At 68.6% G+C, this 19,595-nt stretch carries 21 protein-coding genes; 11 read left to right on the plus strand and 10 right to left on the minus strand.

Annotation, left to right across the window (positions count from 1 at the left end; all coding sequences use genetic code 11):
• Window positions 1–28: 28 nt before the first annotated feature.
• Complete coding sequence (locus NP4_RS34910) at window positions 29–1,321, plus strand: DoxX family protein (RefSeq protein WP_068007082.1); 1,293 nt, start codon at window positions 29–31, stop codon at window positions 1,319–1,321.
• Between the two features lies 1 nt (window position 1,322).
• Here the strand turns inward: NP4_RS34910 and NP4_RS34915 are convergent, their stop codons facing one another.
• Both NP4_RS34915 and NP4_RS34920 read right to left on the minus strand, forming a co-directional pair.
• Window positions 1,323–1,976 carry a response regulator gene (locus NP4_RS34915; RefSeq protein ID WP_068007085.1) on the minus strand — a complete coding sequence of 218 codons (654 nt, stop codon included), beginning with the start codon at window positions 1,974–1,976 and terminating at the stop codon, window positions 1,323–1,325.
• Entirely contained in the window at window positions 1,973–3,208 is a 1,236-nt protein-coding gene (locus tag NP4_RS34920) for a sensor histidine kinase (RefSeq protein ID WP_147288049.1), read from the minus strand. Before NP4_RS34920 ends, NP4_RS34915 begins: the two co-directional genes overlap by 4 nt.
• 136 nt (window positions 3,209–3,344) lie before the next feature.
• Between NP4_RS34920 and NP4_RS34925 the strand changes: the two genes are divergently transcribed.
• Entirely contained in the window at window positions 3,345–4,223 is an 879-nt protein-coding gene (locus NP4_RS34925) for a sterol desaturase family protein (RefSeq protein WP_068007088.1), read from the plus strand.
• 120 nt (window positions 4,224–4,343) lie between these two features.
• On the opposite strand, the gene NP4_RS34930 is transcribed toward NP4_RS34925, so the two are convergent.
• Window positions 4,344–5,216: an NAD(P)-dependent oxidoreductase gene (locus tag NP4_RS34930; protein ID WP_068007091.1), complete on the minus strand. Its 873-nt coding sequence runs from the start codon at window positions 5,214–5,216 to the stop codon at window positions 4,344–4,346.
• A gap of 141 nt (window positions 5,217–5,357) precedes the next feature.
• Between NP4_RS34930 and NP4_RS34935 the strand changes: the two genes are divergently transcribed.
• The 3 genes from NP4_RS34935 to NP4_RS34945 are packed head-to-tail and all read left to right on the plus strand — an operon-like array spanning window position 5,358 to window position 7,665.
• Window positions 5,358–5,711, plus strand: coding sequence for a winged helix-turn-helix transcriptional regulator (locus tag NP4_RS34935; RefSeq protein WP_068007094.1), 354 nt, complete (start codon window positions 5,358–5,360; stop codon window positions 5,709–5,711).
• Between the two features lie 39 nt (window positions 5,712–5,750).
• Window positions 5,751–7,103: a M20/M25/M40 family metallo-hydrolase gene (locus tag NP4_RS34940; RefSeq protein WP_174556208.1), complete on the plus strand. Its 1,353-nt coding sequence runs from the start codon at window positions 5,751–5,753 to the stop codon at window positions 7,101–7,103.
• A 25-nt stretch (window positions 7,104–7,128) separates the two neighbouring features.
• The gene (locus NP4_RS34945; RefSeq protein WP_068007097.1) at window positions 7,129–7,665 is read left to right on the plus strand and encodes a YbhB/YbcL family Raf kinase inhibitor-like protein; all 537 of its coding nucleotides are present in this window, start codon (window positions 7,129–7,131) and stop codon (window positions 7,663–7,665) included.
• A gap of 60 nt (window positions 7,666–7,725) precedes the next feature.
• Here NP4_RS34945 and NP4_RS34950 read toward each other — a convergent pair whose 3' ends face one another.
• From NP4_RS34950 to NP4_RS34960, 3 genes are all read right to left on the minus strand, one after another.
• Entirely contained in the window at window positions 7,726–9,552 is a 1,827-nt protein-coding gene (locus tag NP4_RS34950; RefSeq protein ID WP_068007099.1) for an AMP-dependent synthetase/ligase, read from the minus strand.
• A gap of 131 nt (window positions 9,553–9,683) precedes the next feature.
• Window positions 9,684–10,325 (minus strand): GTP cyclohydrolase II, encoded by a 642-nt coding sequence (locus NP4_RS34955; protein ID WP_245998361.1) that lies wholly within the window; start codon window positions 10,323–10,325, stop codon window positions 9,684–9,686.
• Window positions 10,322–11,806 (minus strand): carbohydrate kinase family protein, encoded by a 1,485-nt coding sequence (locus NP4_RS34960; RefSeq protein WP_068007102.1) that lies wholly within the window; start codon window positions 11,804–11,806, stop codon window positions 10,322–10,324. The genes NP4_RS34955 and NP4_RS34960 overlap by 4 nt, the downstream gene beginning before the upstream one ends.
• Window positions 11,807–12,201: 395 nt before the next feature.
• Here NP4_RS34960 and NP4_RS34965 point away from each other — a divergent pair, with 395 nt between their 5' ends.
• Together NP4_RS34965 and NP4_RS34970 are read left to right on the plus strand one after the other, a co-directional pair.
• Window positions 12,202–12,474 carry a hypothetical protein gene (locus NP4_RS34965; protein ID WP_068007107.1) on the plus strand — a complete coding sequence of 91 codons (273 nt, stop codon included), beginning with the start codon at window positions 12,202–12,204 and terminating at the stop codon, window positions 12,472–12,474.
• On the plus strand, window positions 12,471–12,836 hold the full coding sequence (locus tag NP4_RS34970; RefSeq protein ID WP_068007109.1) for a hypothetical protein: 366 nt from the start codon (window positions 12,471–12,473) through the stop codon (window positions 12,834–12,836). The genes NP4_RS34965 and NP4_RS34970 overlap by 4 nt, the downstream gene beginning before the upstream one ends.
• A 77-nt stretch (window positions 12,837–12,913) precedes the next feature.
• Here the strand turns inward: NP4_RS34970 and NP4_RS34975 are convergent, their stop codons facing one another.
• From NP4_RS34975 to NP4_RS34985, 3 genes are read right to left on the minus strand one after another with little or no spacing between them, the layout of a single operon-like run.
• Window positions 12,914–14,005, minus strand: coding sequence for a quinone-dependent dihydroorotate dehydrogenase (locus NP4_RS34975; RefSeq protein WP_068007111.1), 1,092 nt, complete (start codon window positions 14,003–14,005; stop codon window positions 12,914–12,916).
• A gap of 8 nt (window positions 14,006–14,013) precedes the next feature.
• Window positions 14,014–14,280 carry a DUF5703 family protein gene (locus NP4_RS34980; RefSeq protein ID WP_068007114.1) on the minus strand — a complete coding sequence of 89 codons (267 nt, stop codon included), beginning with the start codon at window positions 14,278–14,280 and terminating at the stop codon, window positions 14,014–14,016.
• The gene (locus tag NP4_RS34985; RefSeq protein ID WP_068007117.1) at window positions 14,280–15,329 is read right to left on the minus strand and encodes a YncE family protein; all 1,050 of its coding nucleotides are present in this window, start codon (window positions 15,327–15,329) and stop codon (window positions 14,280–14,282) included. The genes NP4_RS34980 and NP4_RS34985 overlap by 1 nt, the downstream gene beginning before the upstream one ends.
• 271 nt (window positions 15,330–15,600) lie before the next feature.
• Here NP4_RS34985 and NP4_RS34990 point away from each other — a divergent pair, with 271 nt between their 5' ends.
• From NP4_RS34990 to NP4_RS35000, 3 genes are all read left to right on the plus strand, one after another.
• Entirely contained in the window at window positions 15,601–15,876 is a 276-nt protein-coding gene (locus tag NP4_RS34990) for a hypothetical protein (protein ID WP_373863888.1), read from the plus strand.
• Window positions 15,877–16,009: 133 nt separating this feature from the next.
• Window positions 16,010–16,543 (plus strand): WKL family lipoprotein, encoded by a 534-nt coding sequence (locus tag NP4_RS34995; RefSeq protein ID WP_068007123.1) that lies wholly within the window; start codon window positions 16,010–16,012, stop codon window positions 16,541–16,543.
• Window positions 16,544–16,546: 3 nt separating this feature from the next.
• Entirely contained in the window at window positions 16,547–18,640 is a 2,094-nt protein-coding gene (locus tag NP4_RS35000) for an MMPL family transporter (RefSeq protein WP_068007127.1), read from the plus strand.
• 8 nt (window positions 18,641–18,648) lie between these two features.
• Here the strand turns inward: NP4_RS35000 and NP4_RS35005 are convergent, their stop codons facing one another.
• Window positions 18,649–19,269, minus strand: a complete 621-nt coding sequence (locus NP4_RS35005; RefSeq protein WP_068007130.1) for a LysE family translocator — start codon at window positions 19,267–19,269, stop codon at window positions 18,649–18,651.
• Between the two features lie 127 nt (window positions 19,270–19,396).
• On the opposite strand from NP4_RS35005, the gene NP4_RS35010 reads away from it, so the two are divergent.
• The gene (locus NP4_RS35010) at window positions 19,397–19,558 is read left to right on the plus strand and encodes a hypothetical protein (protein WP_245998362.1); all 162 of its coding nucleotides are present in this window, start codon (window positions 19,397–19,399) and stop codon (window positions 19,556–19,558) included.
• Window positions 19,559–19,595 lie beyond the last annotated feature (37 nt).

Raw genomic sequence — 19,595 nt, forward strand, 5'->3', positions numbered from 1 at the left:
GTCGGAAGGGTTTTCGGAAGAGGTTCGTGTGTTCACCCGCATCGGGTTTCGTTTTCTGGTCTGCTATCTCGGATTGTTCTGTCTGGTCGATCCGCAGATCTGCTTCACCTTCGTCGGCTGGCTGCGCGGCGTGCTGCCCGCGGACGCCAGCCTGTGGCTGGTGCGGCCGCTGTCGCCGATGGTCGAGTGGGTGGGCCGGAGCGTGTTCGGGGTGGACGCGGTGTTGCGGATCGACTCCGCCAGCGGGGATCAGCGGTTCCATTGGGTGCTGCTGTTCTGCGTCCTGACCGCGGCCGTGGTGGCCACGGCGGTGTGGTCGGTCCTGGATCGCCGCCGCGTCGAATACCGGCGGGCGACGGGGTGGTTCCTGCTGGCGCTGCGACTGCTGCTCGGTGCGCAGATGCTGTATTACGGTGTGTCCAAGGTGATTCCGACGCAGATGCCCGCGCCGTCGCTGACCGCGATGCTGCTGCCCTACGGCAGCTTCACCCCGATGGGGGTGCTGTGGAATCAGGTAGGCGCCTCCCAGCCGTACGAAATCCTGCTCGGCAGTGCGGAATTGGTCGCGGGCCTCCTGCTGTTCATACCGCGCACCGCGGTGGTGGGGGCGCTGTTGAGCCTGGTCAGCCTGGCGCAGGTGTTCGTGTTGAATCTGACTTTCGATGTGCCCGTGAAGATTCTGTCGGGGCATCTGCTGCTGACGTGCGTGGTCTTGCTCGCCCCGCACACGCGGCGGTTGGCCACGGTACTGGTCTCCGATCGCGATCCGGGGCCCGATACCGCGCCGCGTCCGGTGGAAGGCGCGCGGGCGCGACGGATCGCGGCGGTGGCGCAGGCGCTGATCGGGGTGTGGGTGCTGTCGGCGCTGATGCACACCGGATGGCAGATCTGGTCGGAAAGTGGTGGCGGGCGGGTGAAGCCGGAGCTGTACGGTATCTGGTCGGTGCGCGAATTCGTTCGCGACGGGCAGCCCGTGCCGCCGCTGGCGACCGATCGAACCCGTTGGCGGCGCGTGGTTTTCGATACGGCCGGATCGGTGACCTATCAGCGGATGGACGATTCGATGGTCGTGGCGATGGCGCAGACCGATCTCGACAAGGGGCGGCTGGACATCTTCGCGCTGCCCACCAGGGCGGGCTCCGCGCCGGATCGGGTGGGGTCGGCGCGACTGCGGTTCGAGCGGCCCGACCAGGATCTGTTGCGATTGGCGGGCGTCATGGACGGGCATGTGGTCTCGCTGACCCTGGATCGGACCGCTCCGGAGTCACTTCCCCTGCGCGGCACCGGATTCCACTGGTCGCAGGAGTATCAGAACAAGTGAGTCAGCGGCGGATCACGCCGTGCTGGTGGGCGTAGACGACGGCGTGGATGCGGTCGCGCACACCGAGTTTGGCGAGAATGCGGGAGACGTGGGTTTTGACCGTCTCCTCGCCCACGCCGAGCGCGGCCGCGATCTCGCTGTTGCTCGCGGCGTCGGCCAGGAGCAACAGCACCTCGTGCTCGCGGGCGGTGAGGGTGGCCAGCTCCGGCGGTGGCGGAGCCGGGGTGAGGGTGCCCGCCAAGCGCGCGGCCAGGCGGCGGGTCATCGAGGGATCGATGACCGCGTCCCCGCGCGCGGCCACCCGGATCGCGGCGACCAGCTCCTCCGGCGGCAGGGATTTCAACAGGAAACCGCTGGCCCCGGCCGCGAGGGCGCGGGCCAGGCTCGCCTCGCTGTCGTAGGTGGTCAGTACCAGGACGCGGGTGCCGCCCGCGGCCACGATCGCCTCGGTGGCGGCCAGGCCGTCGAGTTTGGGCATGCGCACATCCAGAATCGCGACATCCGGTCGCAGCCGGGCGGTTTCGACGATCGCGGCGCGGCCGTCGCCCACATCGGCAACGCAGTCCAGCTCGGGATGCGCGGCCACCACCGCGCGCAGTCCGGATCGGAACATGGCGTGGTCGTCGGCGATGAGTACGCGGATCGGTGCGGTCATGGTTCTCCGATCGACAGGGTGACCGCGATATGCCAGCGCTGGTCGTGGTCGACGTGGTATTCGACTGTGCCGTCGAATAATTCGGCACGGCGGCGGATGCCGTCGAGCCCGCGGTGCACGACGTCGTGGTGATCGCCCCGGGCGGCGACGGGATTGGACTGGGCGATGCGCAGGCGACGGGAGTCACCGCCCACGCGCAGAGCGGCGGTCCCGTCGCCGTGGCGCAGGGCGTTGGTGAGCAGTTCCTGCACGATGCGAAATACGGTGACGTCCAACGACTGTGGCAGCGGCGGGGCCGTCGTCGTATCGAGATCGATGTCCAGTCCGGCGGCGCGGACGGATTCGACCAGGGCCTCGATATCGGCCAGGCCGGGTTGGCGGGACCCGGCGTCGTCGCGACCGTGCAGCAGATCCAGTTGGCGGCGCAGATCGACCATGGCCGCGCGGCTGGCGGCCTCGACCGAGGTCAACGAGTCGGCCGCGGGACCGTCGCCGGGCGGCAGAGCCAGACGGGCCGCGCCCGCGTGGATGCCGATGGCCGCGACGTGATGGGAGATGACGTCGTGCAGGTCGCGGGCGATGGCCTCGCGTTCGTCGGCCAGGGCCAGATCCAGGGCGGCGCGCTGTTCCTGGCGTCGAAGTCGTTCGCGCTGTTCGAGTTCGGCGATATAGGCTCCGCGCGCGGCGGTGTAGCGGCCGACCATCCACGGCACCAGACCCGCCGAGACGGCCTGGGTGGCCAGCAGTCGCCAATCGCGCGCGGCCGGGGCCACCACGATCAGACTCGACAGTGACGCGCCCGCGCCCAGCAGCGGCACGGTCACCAGTGACGCCCGCAGCGACAGCCACGCCCCGGCCCGGTAACCCGCGACCAGGAATCCGACATCGGCGATGCGCGCGGGCAGCCCGTAGTGATGCAGCAGCCAGCATTCGGCGACCCGCACCGCGACATGGGCGAGCGCCACGGCCGCGGCGGTGGCGGGTGGGGCGGCCAGGGCCAGATCGGCGGCGATGATCGCGACGGTGAGCGCGATCGCGGTGACGGGTGCGCTGCCGTAGAGGCCGGTGATGGTGAACACGAGCGTGTCGACCGTCGCCGCCGCGACGGCCACCAGCAACGATTGCCGCGCCAGCGAGCGGCGCACCGTGCCGGGTTCGCGTCCGGCGGCGAAGGTGCGCAGTGAGGCGAGCTCACGCCGCCGCGCCCATGCCCGCATCCTGTTCCACCGCACGAATGGCGACGATACCGGCACCCGGCCGCGTCGCCGTCCCTCGCACGGGGGAGCCGCAATCCCTCGCCGGCGCGATGTTTCGGCCGGTCAGCGCCGATACGGTCGGTGCGAAAGGTTCGGACGAAGGAGTGAGGCGATGAACGCGGATCTGGCGCTGTACGCGGTGCCCGCGTTCGCGGTGTTGATGTTCGTCGAATGGCTCGACGCACGACGCGACCGGGACCATGCCGCCACCGGCATCTCCCGCCGCGACACCGCGACCAACTGGATCACCTACGGGCTGGGGCAACTGAGCAAACCGCTGCTGCAGTACGTGCTGCCGTTCTCCACGATCGTGGTGGCGGCCTCGCTGACGCCGCTGCATCTGCCCGCGAATCAGTGGTGGGTGTGGGCGATCGGGCTGGTGGTCACCGATTTCTGCTACTACTGGGCGCATCGGGCCGATCATCGGATCCGGTTGCTGTGGACCGCGCACAGCGTGCATCACTCGAGCACGTATTTCAATCTGTCCACCGCGATCCGGCTGCCGTGGCTCAATCCGATCGCCTCGATCGTACGCAGCCTGGCGTGGGTGCCCGCGGCGCTGCTCGGTTTCCCGGCGTGGGTGATCTTCCTGCTGATCACCCTCGGACTGCTGTATCAGTTCCCGATCCACACCCAACGCGTCGGAACCCTCTGGGCCCCAATCGAATTCCTGTTCAACACCCCGGCCCACCATCGGGTGCACCACGGGTCGAACACGCCCTACATCGACCGCAACTACGGCGGGGTGTTCATCATCTGGGATCGGATGTTCGGCAGTTTCGCCGCCGAGAGCGAACCCATTCGCTACGCGCTGACCCACAATATCGGCACCGAGAATCCGGTGAAGGTGAACTACCACGAGTTCGCCGCCATGATCCGCGATGTGCGCCACGCCCGCAGCTGGAAGGGGCGGCTGGGGTACGTCTTCGGCCCGCCCGGCTGGAGCGAGCGCGCCGAGGCCGCACCGGTGCCCACACCAGCCGCGGTGTGATCGGAAGCGAATCGCGGCCGCCGGGTGTCGAATCGAGGTGGCGACGCCACACGCCGGTCGGCCGTGAGCACGACGGGCTGCCCACGCGGGCGGTGGACGGGCTGTGTCGGGAGGTGATGGTCAGCGGGCGCGCAGACCCTCGAAGATGCGGGCGAAGGATTCGGGCCCGTGCCCGTCGGCGACCTGGCCGTCGATCAGGGCCTTGACCTGGCCGATGATCGTCGTGGGGACACCGGCGTCGTGGCTGGCGCGGGTGATGGCGTCGAGGGCGGATTTGTTGAAGTCCAGGCTCTGGGTTTCGGCGGTGTAGTCGCCGCTGTCGATGAAGGCGGCGTGGCCGGGCAGGCCGGTGGCCATGGCCTGAATCCACGGGGTGGCGCGGGCGGCGAACGATCGCGCGCTCACCCCGGCCGAGGCCACCATCGCCGCGCCGTGCGCGAATCCGGTGAACATCACGTACATCGCCGACAGCAGGGCGAAGTCGTAGAGCGAGGCCAGGCCCGGATCCTCGCCGAAATAGTCTGCGACGCCGAACAATTCGAGCATATCGCGATGTTCGTCGATGACGGACCGCGAGCCGGAGTACAGGACCGAGGAACCCGGCTGCCCGATCATCGCGGGTACGGCCATGATGCCGCCGTCGAGATAGTCGATACCGTGCGCGGCGGCCCATTCGGCCAATTCGCGCGCCTCGTCGGGTGCGGTGCTGGTCAGGTTGATCAGCTGCCGACCGCGCAGTTTGTCGGCGACCGGATCGAGGGTCTCGTGCACCGAGGCGTGGCCCAGCAGGACCGCGACGATCGGTCCCGGACCGGCGATGGCGTCGGCCGGAGCGGGCGCGGAGACCGCGCCCGCGGCGACCAGCTCGTCGTCGCGGCCGGGGGTGCGGTTCCATACGGTGACCCGATGGCCGCCGGAGATCAGCGCCGCGGCAAGGGCCCTGCCCATCGCGCCCAGACCGAGCAGCGTCACGGGGGTGGAGGTGGATTGCATTGTGGGGCAACTCCTTACGAGAGGATTGTTCGTTTCCGGCGCGCCACAGTCATATTTCCCCGTATTGCCGATACCGCCAAGTACCTACTAATTTGTGAGGTACTTACCTGAATGTGTGTATCGAGGTAGCGGAGCCGAGCCATGGGCGAGAAGAGATGCGGGCCATATTTCTGCGGGATCGACGCGGCGATGGATGTGGTCGGCGGCAAATGGAAGTCGCTGATCCTGTGGGAGCTCGACACCAACGGCACCAGCCGCTTCGGTGAACTGCGTCGCGCGCTGACCGGGGTGTCGGAGAAGATGCTCATTCAGCAGCTGCGCGAACTCGAGGAGGACGGCATCGTGCACCGCGAGGTGTACCGGGAGGTGCCGCCGCGGGTGGAGTACTCGCTGACCGAGGACGGCCGGGCCCTCAACATCGCGCTCGAACCGCTGGGCCTGTGGGGCCAGAAGCGCATTACGCGCATCGGTGCGCCGCGGGTGCACGCGAGCTGATCGAGCGGGCGCGCACCGGCGGGTGGTAGGAAAGACTACGTGTCTGTATCCGGTGACAAGATCGAGAAGTCGCTCGCGGTCTCGGAGGTGGTGGAGCTGGTCAGCACGCTGATCCGCTTCGACACCTCCAACACGGGCGAGTTGGAAACCACCAAGGGCGAGCGCGAATGCGCGCAGTGGGTGGCCGACCAGTTGCATCAGGCCGGTTACACCACCGAATACGTGGAATCGGGTGCGCCCGGTCGCGGCAATGTCTTCGCCCGGCTGCCCGGCGCCGATTCCAGTCGCGGCGCGCTGATGATCCACGGCCATCTGGACGTGGTGCCCGCGGAGGCCTCGGACTGGAGTGTGCACCCGTTCTCCGGTGCGGTGCGCGACGGTTATGTGTGGGGCCGCGGCGCGATCGATATGAAGGATATGGTCGGGATGATGCTGGCGGTGGCGCGCCAGTTCAAGATCGAGGGCACGGTGCCGCCGCGCGATCTGGTGTTCGCGTTCCTGGCCGATGAGGAGAACGGCGGCCGGTGGGGTTCACAGTGGTTGGCCGAACATCGCCCGGATCTGTTCGAGGGCGTCACCGAGGCGGTCGGTGAGGTCGGCGGCTTCTCGCTGACGGTCCCGCGCCGCGACGGCGGCGAGCGACGGCTGTATCTGGTGGAGACCGCGGAGAAGGGTTTGGCGTGGATGCGGTTGCGCGCCAAGGCCCGCGCCGGACACGGCTCGTTCGTGCACGAGGACAACGCGGTCACCATTCTGGCCCAGGCCGTGGCGCGGCTGGGCACCCACACCTTCCCGCTGGTGATCTCCGATTCGGTGGCCGAATTCCTGGCTGCGGTCGGCGAGGAGACCGGTATCGACTTCGATCCGCACGGTCCGGATATCGAAGGTCAGCTCGCCAAACTGGGCACCATCTCCCGCATCATCGGCGCGACGCTGCGCGATACCGCGAATCCGACCATGCTGCAGGCGGGTTACAAGGCCAATGTGATTCCGCAGACCGCCGAGGCGGTGGTGGACTGCCGCGTGCTGCCCGGTCGGCAGGCCGCGTTCGAGCGCGAGGTGGACGAGCTGATCGGCCCGAATGTGGAGCGGGAGTGGATCACTCACCTGGACTCCTATGAGACCACCTTCGACGGACATCTGGTCGACGCGATGAACGACGCGATCCTCGCCCACGATCCCGACGGCCGTACGGTGCCCTACATGCTCTCCGGCGGCACCGACGCGAAGGCGTTCGCCAAGTTGGGGATTCGCTGCTTCGGTTTCGCGCCGCTGCGGCTGCCGCCCGACCTGGACTTCTCGGCGCTGTTCCACGGTGTGGACGAACGGGTTCCGGTCGACGCGCTGGAATTCGGCACCCGGGTCCTGGAGCATTTTCTACTGCACAGCTGACGACTCAGAAAGGACGGCCACACCCGTGCCCGACTACTCCTACAACCCGTATGCGGCGCTGCCGCAGCTGCCCACCTTCACCCTGACATCCTCGGATGTCACCGACGGGCAGCCCTTCGGCAATGATCAGGTCTCCGGTGTGTTCGGCGCCGGCGGTAAGGATGTGTCTCCGCAGCTGTCGTGGTCGGGATTCCCGGCCGAGACGAAGAGTTTCGCGGTGAGCGTGTACGACCCGGACGCGCCGACCGCGTCGGGGTTCTGGCACTGGGCCGTCGCCGATATTCCGGTTGCTACCACCTCGCTGCCCAGCGGCGCGGGTAGCGAGGGCGGTTCGCTGCCCGCGGGCGCGATCCAGTTGCGCAACGACGGCGGATTCGCCGGATTCGTCGGGGCCGGGCCGCCCGCGGGGCACGGATATCACCGGTACTTCATCGCCGTGCACGCGGTGGATGTGGAATCGCTGGGCATCGGGGCGGATTCGAGTCCGGCGTTCCTCGGATTCAATCTGTTCTCGCACGCGATCGCGCGGGCGGTCGTGGTGGCGACCCACGAGCAGAAGTAGCCGCCGAAACGATTCGGGGCCCGGGTGTGAATGCCCGGGCCCCAAGTATTTTCGCGTCGATTACTTCAGGCTGATCACGTCCTCGGGCAGCGGGTCGCCGTAGAGTTCGCCGATCTGGGCGGCGTATTTGGCGGCGATCGGGCCGCGCTTGAGTTTGAGGGTCGGGGTGATCTCGTCGCCGCCGGGTTCCCAGGCCGCGGGCAGGACGCGGAAGCGCTTGATCTGTTCGACCCGCGAGAGCCTGGTATTGCCCGCCTCGACGGCCGCGCGTACCTCGTCGAGGATTTCGGGGCGGGCGGCCAGGGTGGCGATATCGGCGTCGGGCGCGCCGAGGGATTTCGCGCGCACGGCGGCGGTATCGGGGTCCAGCACGATCAGCGCGGCGATGTAGGGCTTGGCGTCGCCGATCGCTACCACCTGACCGATCAACGACGACACCGACTTGACGGCGTTCTCGATATTGGTGGGGGAGATGTTCTTTCCGGCCTCGTTGATGATCAGTTCCTTCTTGCGGTCCACGATCGTCACATTGCCGTCGCCGTCGATGGTGGCTACGTCGCCGGTGTGCAGCCAGCCCTCGGCGTCGATGGCCTCGGCGGTCTTATCGGGCATATTGCGATAGCCGCGGGTCACGATGGGGCCGCGCAGCAGCAGTTCGCCGTCGGTGTCCAACCGGATCTCGCAGTTCTTCACCACCTGTCCGACCGAACCGGGCCGCGGTCGGTCCAGACCGGTGAAGGTGCCCACGCCCGTGGTTTCGGACATGCCCCACACCTCGGTGACCGTAAAGCCCAGGCCCATCAAATATTCCAGGGTCTCCGGCGGAATGGCGGCCGCGCCGGAGGAGGCGATGCGCAGCTCGTCCAGGCCCAGGGCCCGGCGCAGTTTCGACAGCACCAGCGCATCGGCGATCCGAAGCTGAACGCCCAGCAGCGGTGAGCCACCGTTGCCGAGGCGGGCGCGGGCGGAGGCGACGCCGACGCCGATGGCCCATTGCGCGAGCGCCCTTTTCACCGGACTCGGCTCGGTGGCCAGCTTCGCGTCGATACCCGCCTTGATCTTCTGCCAGACGCGCGGCACCCCGAAGAACGAGGTCGGCCGGGCGTCGGGCAGGGCGGCGGCGATTTCGCGGGGATCGGGCACGCAGGTGATGCTGATACCGGTGAACAGATTCGAGCAGTGTCCCGAAATACGGTCGGCCACATGCGCGGCCGGTAGATAGGACACCGCGCGATCGTCGAATCCCACCGGCATCGGACCCACCACCAGCGCCGCGACCTGGGCCACGACATTGGCGTGGGTGACCTCCACACCCTTGGACGGGCCGGTGGTGCCGGAGGTGTAGATGATGGTGGCCAGATCCTCCGGCCGCACCGCCTGCCAGGTGGCGTCGAAATCGAACTCCGCCTTGGGATTCGCCTCGACATCCTCGAGCGAGACAGTGCCGGCGGCGGGACCGTCCACCACGACGATGTGCTCGAGCGCCACACCCGAACCGGTGATCGCGTCGAGGAATGCTCGCTCGGTGATAACCACCCTATTGCCCGCATTGGTGAAGATATGTGCGATCTGCTCGGTGGAGCTGGTGTTGTACACCGAGAACGGTGTCGCGCCCAGATGCAGTGCGGCGGTGTCGACGAGGTTGAACTCGGGTCGATTGGTGAGCATGATGCCGACCGTGTCGCCATGTGCCACACCGAGTTCGGCGAGCCCCGCGGCGATGGTCCGTACCCGGCGGGCATAGTCTGCCCAGCTGATCTGCTGGGTGCCGCCGACGGTGCGCAACGCGATCTGATTCGGCCGCTGCGCGGCGGTTTGCTGGAATGCCTGCGCCACGGTGTACACCGTGGCGCCGGACTGATGAATGAAGCCGATATCTGTCGTCATATCCCTGTTCCCGATGTGTACCCGTCCGGGTCATCGGCTCGCTCCCCGGGCGAGTCGAGTGACGCGGATCACCCATCCTACGATGGGCATGCCCGAAATGTGCCGGGTCTTGCGGGAGGCAGGGCGACCGGTCAGTTCGGCTCGGGCGCCCAGGGCGCGTCGTCGGTCGGGATCCAGTGCCGGCGCAGGCGGCGCTTGGCGTCGAGGTAGGAGCGGGCGCGCTCGCTGAGCGCCGCGGTGCGCAGCGGGACGACCGTGACCGTGATATCGGCCCGGCGCACGGCCTCGGCCTTGAGCGGATTATTGGTCAGCAGCTGAATCCGGTTCAGCCCCAATGCCTTCAGACTCTGTGCCGCACCGTGGTAGGTGCGGGCGTCGGGCGGGAAGCCGAGGGCCTCGTAGCTGGTGAAGGAGTCCTCGCCGGAGCGCTGGCTGTGCCGGTAGCCGCGCGCCTTGGCGATCAGCCCGAGGCCGCGACCCTCCTGCTCGAGGTAGACGACCACGCCCGCACCCGCCTGTTGGATGAGGTCGAGGCTTTTTTCCAGTTCGGCGGCGCAGTCGCAGTCGTCGGAGCCCAGGGATTCGCTGTAGAGGCAGCGCGAGTGGATACGGACCAGACAGTCCTCGGCCGGTTCGCCGAAGATCAGGGCGTAGCCGTGATCGATCCCGTCGCGTACCTCGCTGACCCGCAGCGGTAGTGGCGATCCGCCGCGAGTGAACACATGCCCGGTATCGGTGTCGTGTTCGGCGGGATCGGGCAGGACTGTGGTCAATGCTCCTCCGAGGCTATGGTCAGGATCTGATCGATCCGATCGAGTGGGGACAGTGCGCCCGGGACGTCCAGCAGCTGGCTGGCGACCATGGCCGCGGCGGCGAAGCGGAAGTCGCCCGGTTCGGCCGGGCGGCGGCGCTCGCGCCGGAGTAGACGATAGGCCAATGCGGCCGAGAACGCGGCGTGAGCACGCGGACTACCAGCGGGTATGGGGGAATAGGGCGGTATCAGCAGATCGAGGTCGGCCGAGCGCACATGGCAACCCGTGGATTCCATGACGCAGACCGTGCCGGTGCCGAAGGTGCGCAGGTACTGCACGATATCCGTGATATCGGCGTCCACTCCCGGTAGCAGGGCGCGCAATTCGGCCTCGGTGCCCACGAGGTAGTCCACGGCTTGCAGATACGGATACAGCCGCTGGGGTTCGCGCAGGGGCGGGCCCGCGTGCACGATCAGAGGGGGTGGTTCGGCCAGTTCGCCGATCGAGGCGAGGACCTGTTCGACCACCGCGGCGGGCTGTTCGAAACTCATCAGCACCGCGTCGGCGGTGGCGATGCCGTCGCGGCGCGCGGGCGCCAGAACGTCCTCGGCGGTCAGACTGGTGCGATCGGGACGGCAGGCGATCACCGCGGGCGGCTGGCCGGGGGCGATGATCAGGGCGGTGACCGGGGTGGGTGCGTCGGGGACGACCTTCACGAGACTGACGTCGACGTCGTAGCGGCGCAGCCAGGTCAGCACGCGACGCCCGGCGTCGTCGTCGCCGACCGCGCACAGCAGCCGCACCTCGAGACCCAGTCGGGCGGCGGCGATCGCGCGGTTGAGCGCCTTGCCGCCGGGGGTGTCCTCGGCGGTGCCGCGGACGGCCGTATCGGGCTGCGGGGGCGTCTGGACGCGGTAGATCTGATCGATCACCGCGTCGCCGATGACGGTGACCGCGCCGAGGCGGGCGGGTGGGACGCGCTGGTCGAGTCGGTCGCCGCCGGGTGCGAAATCGTATGCGGGACGGTCGATCAGCAGCGTCGCGAGATCGGTGAAGGTGGTGCGCTCGAGCCGGGTGCGCAGGGAGCGGACCGTGGGGGCGTCGTGATCGGGGCTGGTGTGCTGGGCGCGGTGCACGAGATCCCAGTGGGCGACGAGGTAGTCGCGTCGCGCGCCGAGATCCTCGCCGTAGAGTCGATCGAGATCCACCGCCGTGCCGTCGGTGTCGGCGTCGGGTTGGCGCAGCATCTCGAGGTTCAGCACGGTGTCGGCGATGATGCGCTGGGTCGGCGGCAACTGGCGGGCCAGGGCGCGGACCACCTGAACCGCGACATCGGCCGCCGCCCGGTCCCGCAGCTCGGCGTTGTGCCGCACCACCGGCAGCGTGAGCAGCGGCCTGGCGTCGATTTCGGTGCTGCGCAGCCGATCCGGGCTCAGGCCCGAACGTTTGCCGAGGCGGGCCAGTACGTTCTGCACCGCCGCGACCGCGTCGTCGCGCGCCATCCGAGCAGACACCTCCCGTCCCACGCGCTGGTTCCGTGGGTCCGAGAATAGGCCGCGTGACCGGCAACTGCCGGTTTAACGACCATGAATCCCGGCAAATACCAACTTATCTCGGCATTTGCCCGAAAGGTACGGGTTCTGCCGAACTGTAATCGGCGATACTCGCCGGGGGACATCAGGGAGGTACCTGATGCTGGGAGCGACTGTTCTCGAGCGGCGTATCCGGCGGCGCCGGGGGTGCGAACCGGTGGAACGCGAGGCCGACGCGATCGCGGTCTTCGCACGCTGATCCACCCGTCCCTGTCCCGCGACGACCGCACCGCCCGCACCGCCCCGCCCCTCGGTGGACGCGATCGGAGTTGTGTGCGGCCGTCTTTCGCCCGTGGAGGCCGATCGTGACCCTGTATGCCACCCGACGGTCGATGACCAGCAGCGTCAGTTTCGAATGGGCCGAATACGTCGAGGACGTCTCGGCGTGGCGGTTGAGCTGGCTGCCGAACCGCGACCTCACCGAAGCCCAGGCCCGCGCCGGCATGGAACTGGCCGAGGCGTACGCCGAGGCATCGCACGACTCGGATCACACCGCGCGCTGCGCCACCGAGCTGAATCTGTCTGCGGCACAAGCGATCGCGCTGCTGACCTGGCGCGCGGACGGGAGACCGGCATGACCCTCCATATGACCGAATGGCTGATGATCAGCGACCGCACCCCGGAGCAGGCCTTCCGAATCCCCGGCGCGCACGAACAGTGCTGGCGGCTGAGCTGGTTGCCCGATCGGCCGCTGACCGCGGCCCAAGCGCGCGCCGGGATGGAACTGGACGAATTGCTGAGCGACCCATCGGGAGTCGACCACCAGGAGATGCTGGACATGATCGAGACCCGAGCTCGACTGTCGGGTATCGCGTACGCCGACGCGGTTGTGGCCCTGGTTCGTCGGTCGGCGGCACGCACCCGACGTCATCTGGGCGGTCGCACCGCTAGAGAAGCCGGGGAGGTGGCGGCCTCTCCCGCTCCGGGACCGCGCGCCTAGCGACAGTGTCAGCTCGTGTCGGACTTGTCCACGCGCTCAGCGCGATTGGGCCATCGGCCCGGCTCGCCGAGAGCAGCTCAGGCCGACTGTTCCAGTCCTCGCTTGTGCTCCGCGCCGACGGCCTCGCGCAGGCTGTTGAATCCGCGAGCACGCAACCGCTGGGCCAGGCCGCGGTGGATGCGGCGGGTCCACAGCGGGCCGCCGTAGATGAAGCCCGTATAGCCCTGCAGCAGGGTCGCGCCCGCGAGGATGCGTTCGAAGGCCTGGTCGGGGGTTTCGATGCCGCCCACCGAGATCAGGACCAGGCGGTCGCCGACGCGGGCGTACAGGCGGCGCAGCACCTCGAGGGAGCGGTCGGCGACCGGGGGGCCGGACAGGCCACCCGCGCCCATCGCCTCGACCTCCGCGGCCGGGGTGGCCAGGCCGTCGCGGCGAATCGTGGTGTTGGTGGCCACGATTCCGGCCAGGCCCAATTCCACGGCGAGGTCGGCGGCGGCGTCGATATCGTCGTCGGACAGATCGGGGGCGATCTTCACCAGGACCGGCACGTCCACGCTGTCGAGGACCGCGCGCAGCAGCGGGCGCAGCGAGGCCACGGCCTGCAGATCGCGCAGGCCCGGAGTATTGGGCGAGCTGACATTGACCACCACGAAATCGGCCAGCGGGCCGAGCAGCCGCGCGCTGGTGACATAGTCCGCGGCGGCCGCGTCGGCGGGCACGACCTTGGTCTTGCCGATATTGGCGCCGATCGGCACACCACCGGGACGGCGGCGGCGCAGGCGTTCCGCGGCGGCGGCCGCACCGTGGTTGTTGAAGCCCATCCGGTTGATCAGACCGCGGTCGGCGGGCAGCCGGTACAGGCGCGGCGCGGGATTACCCGGTTGGGCGTGGGCGGTGACTGTGCCGATCTCGGCGAATCCGAAACCCAGTGGGCCCCAGGCGTTCACGCCCTCGGCGTCCTTGTCGAATCCGGCGGCCAGCCCGAGCGGGGCGGGGAAGTCGACGCCGAAGGCGCGGGTGGCCAGGATCGGATCCGCGGGGGCGGTGACGCGGGCGAGCAGCGCGCGCAGCCCGGGCACCGCGGTGGCCAGGCGCATCGCGCCGAAGGCCAGGTGGTGAATGCGTTCGGGCGGCAGCAGGAACATCAACCGCAGTAGTAGCGAGTACATGCGGCCGCTCACATCCCCGGTTCCGGGGTGGGGACGGCGGTTTTGCGCCGTCTGAGCAGGACGCGGCGGCTGCCGTCGGTATAGGCGCGCACCCGCGAGAGCTCCCAGCCGCCGAATTCGGCCTGGATGGCCAGGCGCATGGAGGCGGTCACCCGGTTCACATCGGGCGGCAGGCGTAAGGGGACGTATTCGTATTCCCCCTCCTGGGTGGTTTCCTCCCAGCCCGCCGGGAGCGTGGGTCGGCGTTGCGAACGGTGCGCCGAGGCCTGAGTCATCACTGCCCTCTCTTCCTCTGGTCCGCGCCGATCCGCTGCAGACCGTCACCGGTCGCGGATCCCACGAACATCTCACCGGTGCGGTCATCGATCGACACCGAATTCGGCTGGCGTACCGTCGTGAAGCGTCCCGCTTCTTCCGGTATACCCTTCGACAGGTCGTAGCCGACCACTTCGTTGCTGCCGGTCAGCGTCACCCACACGGTCTCGGTCGAACGATCGTAGGCGAGTGCGTAGGGCGACGAGCCTACCGGGAATCGCTGCCGCAATACGAGCGGATCGGCCGTGTACACCAGCAGTGCGCCGCCGGAGGTGTCGGTGGCCAGCAGGCGGCCGAAGTGGTCGGCGATGAGCGCGGTCGCGCCGCGACCCGCGCGCAGCGCCAGGCCGGGACGACCTTTGCCCAGGTCGAGCTGGGTCAGCATGGTCTGATCGCGGTCGAGTACGGCCAGCGCGTCACCCGCGGCGGCGATCGCGTCGAGCTTGCCCAGACCGGTGACGGTGTCGCGGACCGGGTCCGCCTTGTCGTCGAGCGCGCGGATCTCGACCTTGCCGCCGTCCAGCGCCAGCGCGATGGTGCCGTCGGGGCGGCGGGTCAGCGCGCGGACGGTCGCGTCGACGGGCGTGGCGCGGACGGTCGCGGCGGCCGGATCCAGGTGCAGCACTTGGGTTCCCGCGGCGAGCAGGATCTCACCCGGCGCGCCGAGCGCCCATGAGGTGGCCGGTGCGGGCAGGGCGACCGGGCGCAGCGCGCCGGTGGCCGGATCGAGTACGCGTACGCCGCGGCCGTCGGCGTCGAGCATGACCACGCGGCCGCTGGCGGGCTCGCTCAGGATCGCGGCGATCGGCGCGGTGGCGAGCACGGTTCCGGAGGCCGGACGCGCGGGTACCGGCGCGACCGCGGCGACGCCGGGCGCGCCCGCGGGCACGGCCGCCGGATCGTCATCCTTTTTCGAGCAGCCGGTCACGACCGCGACCGCGAGGGTCGCCGCGACCAGCACCGGCAGCGCCCGCCGCCGGACCGGTCGGTTCCCCTGGGGACCGCGCATGCACCGAACTCCTTCTCACCCGCCACTCATGCGTACCTCTTCATCTGACCATGGTGACCGAGGCGGGCCGCTCACCGGGGTGGTTCCGCCGGGAAGGACCGGCTCACGCACCGGATGGTCGAGGGCCGCCGACTCGGCAGGCTGTCGGTGGTCGGGGTTACCGTGGGAAGTGAACAGCAGTCGAAACAGGGAGTCCCGGATGAAAACAGACCCTACGTCTGCGTTCGTCTGTGAAGACATTACCGTGGGTCCGTTCGCGCACGGATTCGGTGTGACCGGGGATGGTCGCTCGTTCGCGTTCCGCACGATGCGCTCCACCCTGCGGCTGGAGATCTATCGCCCCGGAATTCCCACCGCGGTCCCCGGACCCGACGATGTGGTCGCCGTCGCCGAGGCCCCGGTCACCGATATCGATCTCGACGACGAACGCAGTATCGCCGCCCTGGTCCGCGATCTGGTTCCCACCGCGCTGCCCATCCGCGCGCACGGACCGACCACCGTGCGCGCCCTGCTGGGCAGGCTCAGCGCCGTCATCGAGGCGATGTAATTCGGCACTGGGTGTGAAAACGCATGCCGCGCAATACCTTCGCAACCCCTCGCGCCGCAGCTCGGTGATCTTCGCCGGACATGACAGACTGTAGGAGAACTACCGGTAACTTCGACCTTCGGCGAGGACGGGAATGGCAGTGCGACGTTCGGTGGGCGTGGCGGTGGCGCTGGCGGCCGCGGCGATGGCGGCCGCGGGCTGTGACAGCGGTTCCGACGAGGCGTCGGTGGCCGCGGCGCGCTCCTCGGCCTATGCGGCGCTGACCTCGTCGTCACAGGCCGCCGCGAGCAGCCGCGCCAACCGGCCCCCGATCCCGACCGCCGCGCAGCTGGATACCCAGATCAAACGCGCGCTGGATCCCGCGCTGCCCGACAGCGAGCGCACCGATCTGATTCAGGACGGCGCGGCGTTCAAGGACGCCATCCCCGATATGTACAAGGCGATGCACGACAATCCGCGGGCCGTCTACGGCGTGGTGGATCCGGTATTCGACAACCACGACGGCACCCTGACCGCGACCATGCGCCTGGACAAGGACGGCACCGGCACCAACGTGCGCACCACGATCGTGCACTTCGTCGACGAGAACGGTGCGTGGAAGATCTCGCGGACCGATCTGTGCGGCATTCTGCGCTCGGCCGACTACAAGACCTCCGCCTGCGGCTGATCCATGGTGCGCGCTCAGGGATTGCGGTGGGGCCGATTCGTACACCGTCACCGCTACCTGGTGTTCACGATTTTCGTACTGCTGGTGGCCGTCGGCGGGATCTACGGCCGCGATCTGGGTTCGCGGCTGACTCAGGGCGGTTGGTTCGACGAGCACAGCGAATCGGTGGTGGCCTCGAAACTGGCCGATCGGACCTTCGGCCGTGACCGCGACGCCGACGTCATCCTGCTCTACACCGCGCCACCGGGCAGCACCGTCGACGATCCGGCCGTGCACACCGCGGTCGCCGACGCCCTGAGGCGGCTGCGGGAGAAGTATCCCGATCGAATTCAGAAGATAGACAGCTACTTCGACGGCGCGATGTTCGGCGAATTCGCCGACGCCTCGCGCGCCCACGCCTTCGCCAGCATCGGACTGCGCGGCGCGGACACCGAATCGGTGAACAACTTCCTGACCATCGAGAACGATCTGGGCGCGAACGGACCGGGAACCGGTCCGGGCGGCACGACCGTGCAGCTGGCCGGACTGCAGCCGGTGGTGGAGGGCATCAATATCGGAATGCAGCACGATATTCGCCGCGCCGAACTGATCGCGCTGCCGCTCGTGGCGGTGCTGCTGTACTTCGTATTCGGCGGGGTGATCGGGGCGGCGCTGCCGGTGCTGATCGGCACGATGACCATTTTGGGCAGTCAGGGCATCATGCGCCTGCTGACCGGGCATATCGAGGTCAATGTATTCGCCAGCGCGGTGGTCACATTGGTGAGTCTGGGGCTGGCGATCGACTACGGATTGTTCGCGGTGACGCGGTTCCGGGAGGAACTGGCGGCCGGGCACAGCGTGGAGGAGGCGACCGCGCGCACGGTCGCCACCGCCGGACGCACGGTGTTGTTCTCCGCGGCGATCATCGCGGTCAGTTTGGGCGCGCTGTTCATCTATCCCAACGGGGTGCTGCGGTCGGTGCCCTACGGCGGGATCAGTTCGGTGCTGCTCGCGGCGGTGCTGTCGGTGACCGCGCTGCCCGCGGCGCTGTCGATCGTGGGGCGGCGCATCGATCTGTGGGGCTGGCACGGGCTGGCGAGCATTCGCACCGCCGAGCAGATCGATCGCGGATTCTTTTCCCGGCTGGCGCTTTTCGCCATGCGTCGCCCGGCTCGGGTGATCGTGCCGGTGGTGCTCGGGTTGCTGGTGTTGCTGATTCCGTTCGGGCGCATCGAATTCGGCGGGCTGAGCGAACGGTATCTGGCCGCGGACAATCCGGCGCGGGTGGCGCAGGAGGAGTTCGACAGGGTATTTCCCGCCTTCCGCACCGAACCGTTGAAACTGGTGGTGGTCGGCGCGAGTCCGGAGCAGCTGTCCGACATTCGGTTTCAGGCGAATTTCGCGCCCGGGCTGACCGGGCCGTTCGAGGCGGCCGCGCCGACCACCGACGGGATCAATGTGCTGTCGACGGGTCTGGTCGACAAGCGCGACGCCGATGCGGCGATCTCGGCGCTGCGGGCGATTCCGGATCCGCCCGGGGTGCGGGTGATGGTGGCCGGGGTGCCCGCGCTCGAGCGCGATGCGATCCACGGGCTGATCGACGGGCTGCCGGTGCTGCTGGGAATTCTGGTGGCCGCCGCGATCGGGTTGATGTACGCGGCGTTTCGGTCGCTGGTGCTGGCGGTGAAGGCGGTGGTGATGAGCGCGCTGTCGCTCGGGGCCACCCTCGGCGTGCTGACCTGGATCTTCGTCGAAGGGCACGGGGCGGGGCTGTTCGGATTCACGCCGCAGCCGCTGATGTTCGCGGTGCTGGTGCTGATCGTGACGGTGCTGTTCGGATTGTCCACGGACTACGAGGTTTTCCTGCAGTCCCGGATGGCCGAGGCCCGCGCGGCCGGGGCCGCCCCGGCGGAGGCGATTCGCTACGGCATCGCCCACACCGGTGGCGTGATCACCTCCGCGGCAGCCATTCTGATCGTGGTCACCGGCGCGTTCGGCTTCTCGGATCTGGTGCTGATGAAATACATCGCCTACGGGATGATCGCGGCGCTGCTGTTGGACGCCACGGTGATTCGGATGCTGCTGACACCGGCGGTGCTGAAACTGGTGTGGCGGTAGGCGACCGGCTAGTTCTGCGGACCGGCGAGGGCGGCGAAGGCGCCCAGGGCCAGATAGATGAAACCGGTGGCGTAGCGCTGGCGGCGCTGGAAGACCGGCCGGGAGCGCAGCCAGCCGCCGATCGAACCGGCCGCGAGGACGTAGACCGCGTCGGCGGCGACGCCCAGTACGGCGGTCACCACGCCCATGATCGCGATCTGCAGGCCAACATTGCCCGCGTTGTGGTCGATGAACTGGGGGAGGAAGGCCAGGAAGAACAGGATCACCTTGGGGTTGAACAGGTTGATCAGCAGTCCGTCGAGGTAGATCCGGTGCAGCGGACGGGCGGTGAGCCGCGGTTGGTCGATGGGGTCGCCGCCGCGCAGGGTGCGGAAGGCCAGATACAGCAGATACGCCGCGCCCGCGTAGCGCAGGATCGCGAACGCGGTCGCCGAGGCGGCGATCAGCGCCGACAGACCCGCGGCCGCGGCGGCGACATGGACCAGGGTCGCGGTCTCCACGCCGAGCATGGACGCGATACCCGCGCGGCGGCCCTCGGCGATGCTGCGGGTGGTGATGTAGAGATGATTGGGTCCCGGGATGGCGATCAGGGTCGCGGCGGCCAGGAGGAACAGCAGCGGATGGGTCACGCTGACAAGCTAATCCGCAGCGTCGGACCTGCGCCAGTCCATTCGGCGACCGATTCCCACGCCTGCTGGCCTGTATATTCCCGACTCAGCGATTGCATCGATGCCAAGCCCCGTTAACCTAGGGTCCGTGACACACCCGGAAGAATCGCAGCAAACCAGCCATGGCCGCCACGCCGCCCCCGAGGGCGCCGGCTTACATCCCCTCATCGACCTCAACCGCGACCCCACACCCGGTAAGCCCGACCACGCTCGCCCCGACGAGGACGACGACCAGACCACCGCGGAATAGTCCACGTGGAAAGCGGCGCGATCGTCGGGTCCGGCGA

It is taken from the genome of Nocardia pseudobrasiliensis NBRC 108224 (assembly GCF_001613105.1).
GTDB classification, from domain to species: domain Bacteria; phylum Actinomycetota; class Actinomycetes; order Mycobacteriales; family Mycobacteriaceae; genus Nocardia; species Nocardia pseudobrasiliensis.

Coding starts and splice junctions, on each gene's coding strand:
- NP4_RS34915 (WP_068007085.1), bottom strand. CDS start 1,976: ATGACCGCACCGATCCGCGTACTCATCGCCGACGACCACGCCATGTTC.
- NP4_RS34925 (WP_068007088.1), top strand. CDS start 3,345: ATGAACGCGGATCTGGCGCTGTACGCGGTGCCCGCGTTCGCGGTGTTG.
- NP4_RS35000 (WP_068007127.1), top strand. CDS start 16,547: ATGGTGCGCGCTCAGGGATTGCGGTGGGGCCGATTCGTACACCGTCAC.
- NP4_RS34980 (WP_068007114.1), bottom strand. CDS start 14,280: ATGACTCAGGCCTCGGCGCACCGTTCGCAACGCCGACCCACGCTCCCG.
- NP4_RS34970 (WP_068007109.1), top strand. CDS start 12,471: ATGACCCTCCATATGACCGAATGGCTGATGATCAGCGACCGCACCCCG.
- NP4_RS34960 (WP_068007102.1), bottom strand. CDS start 11,806: ATGGCGCGCGACGACGCGGTCGCGGCGGTGCAGAACGTACTGGCCCGC.
- NP4_RS34985 (WP_068007117.1), bottom strand. CDS start 15,329: ATGCGCGGTCCCCAGGGGAACCGACCGGTCCGGCGGCGGGCGCTGCCG.
- NP4_RS34950 (WP_068007099.1), bottom strand. CDS start 9,552: ATGACGACAGATATCGGCTTCATTCATCAGTCCGGCGCCACGGTGTAC.
- NP4_RS34975 (WP_068007111.1), bottom strand. CDS start 14,005: ATGTACTCGCTACTACTGCGGTTGATGTTCCTGCTGCCGCCCGAACGC.
- NP4_RS34935 (WP_068007094.1), top strand. CDS start 5,358: ATGGGCGAGAAGAGATGCGGGCCATATTTCTGCGGGATCGACGCGGCG.
- NP4_RS34995 (WP_068007123.1), top strand. CDS start 16,010: ATGGCAGTGCGACGTTCGGTGGGCGTGGCGGTGGCGCTGGCGGCCGCG.
- NP4_RS34930 (WP_068007091.1), bottom strand. CDS start 5,216: ATGCAATCCACCTCCACCCCCGTGACGCTGCTCGGTCTGGGCGCGATG.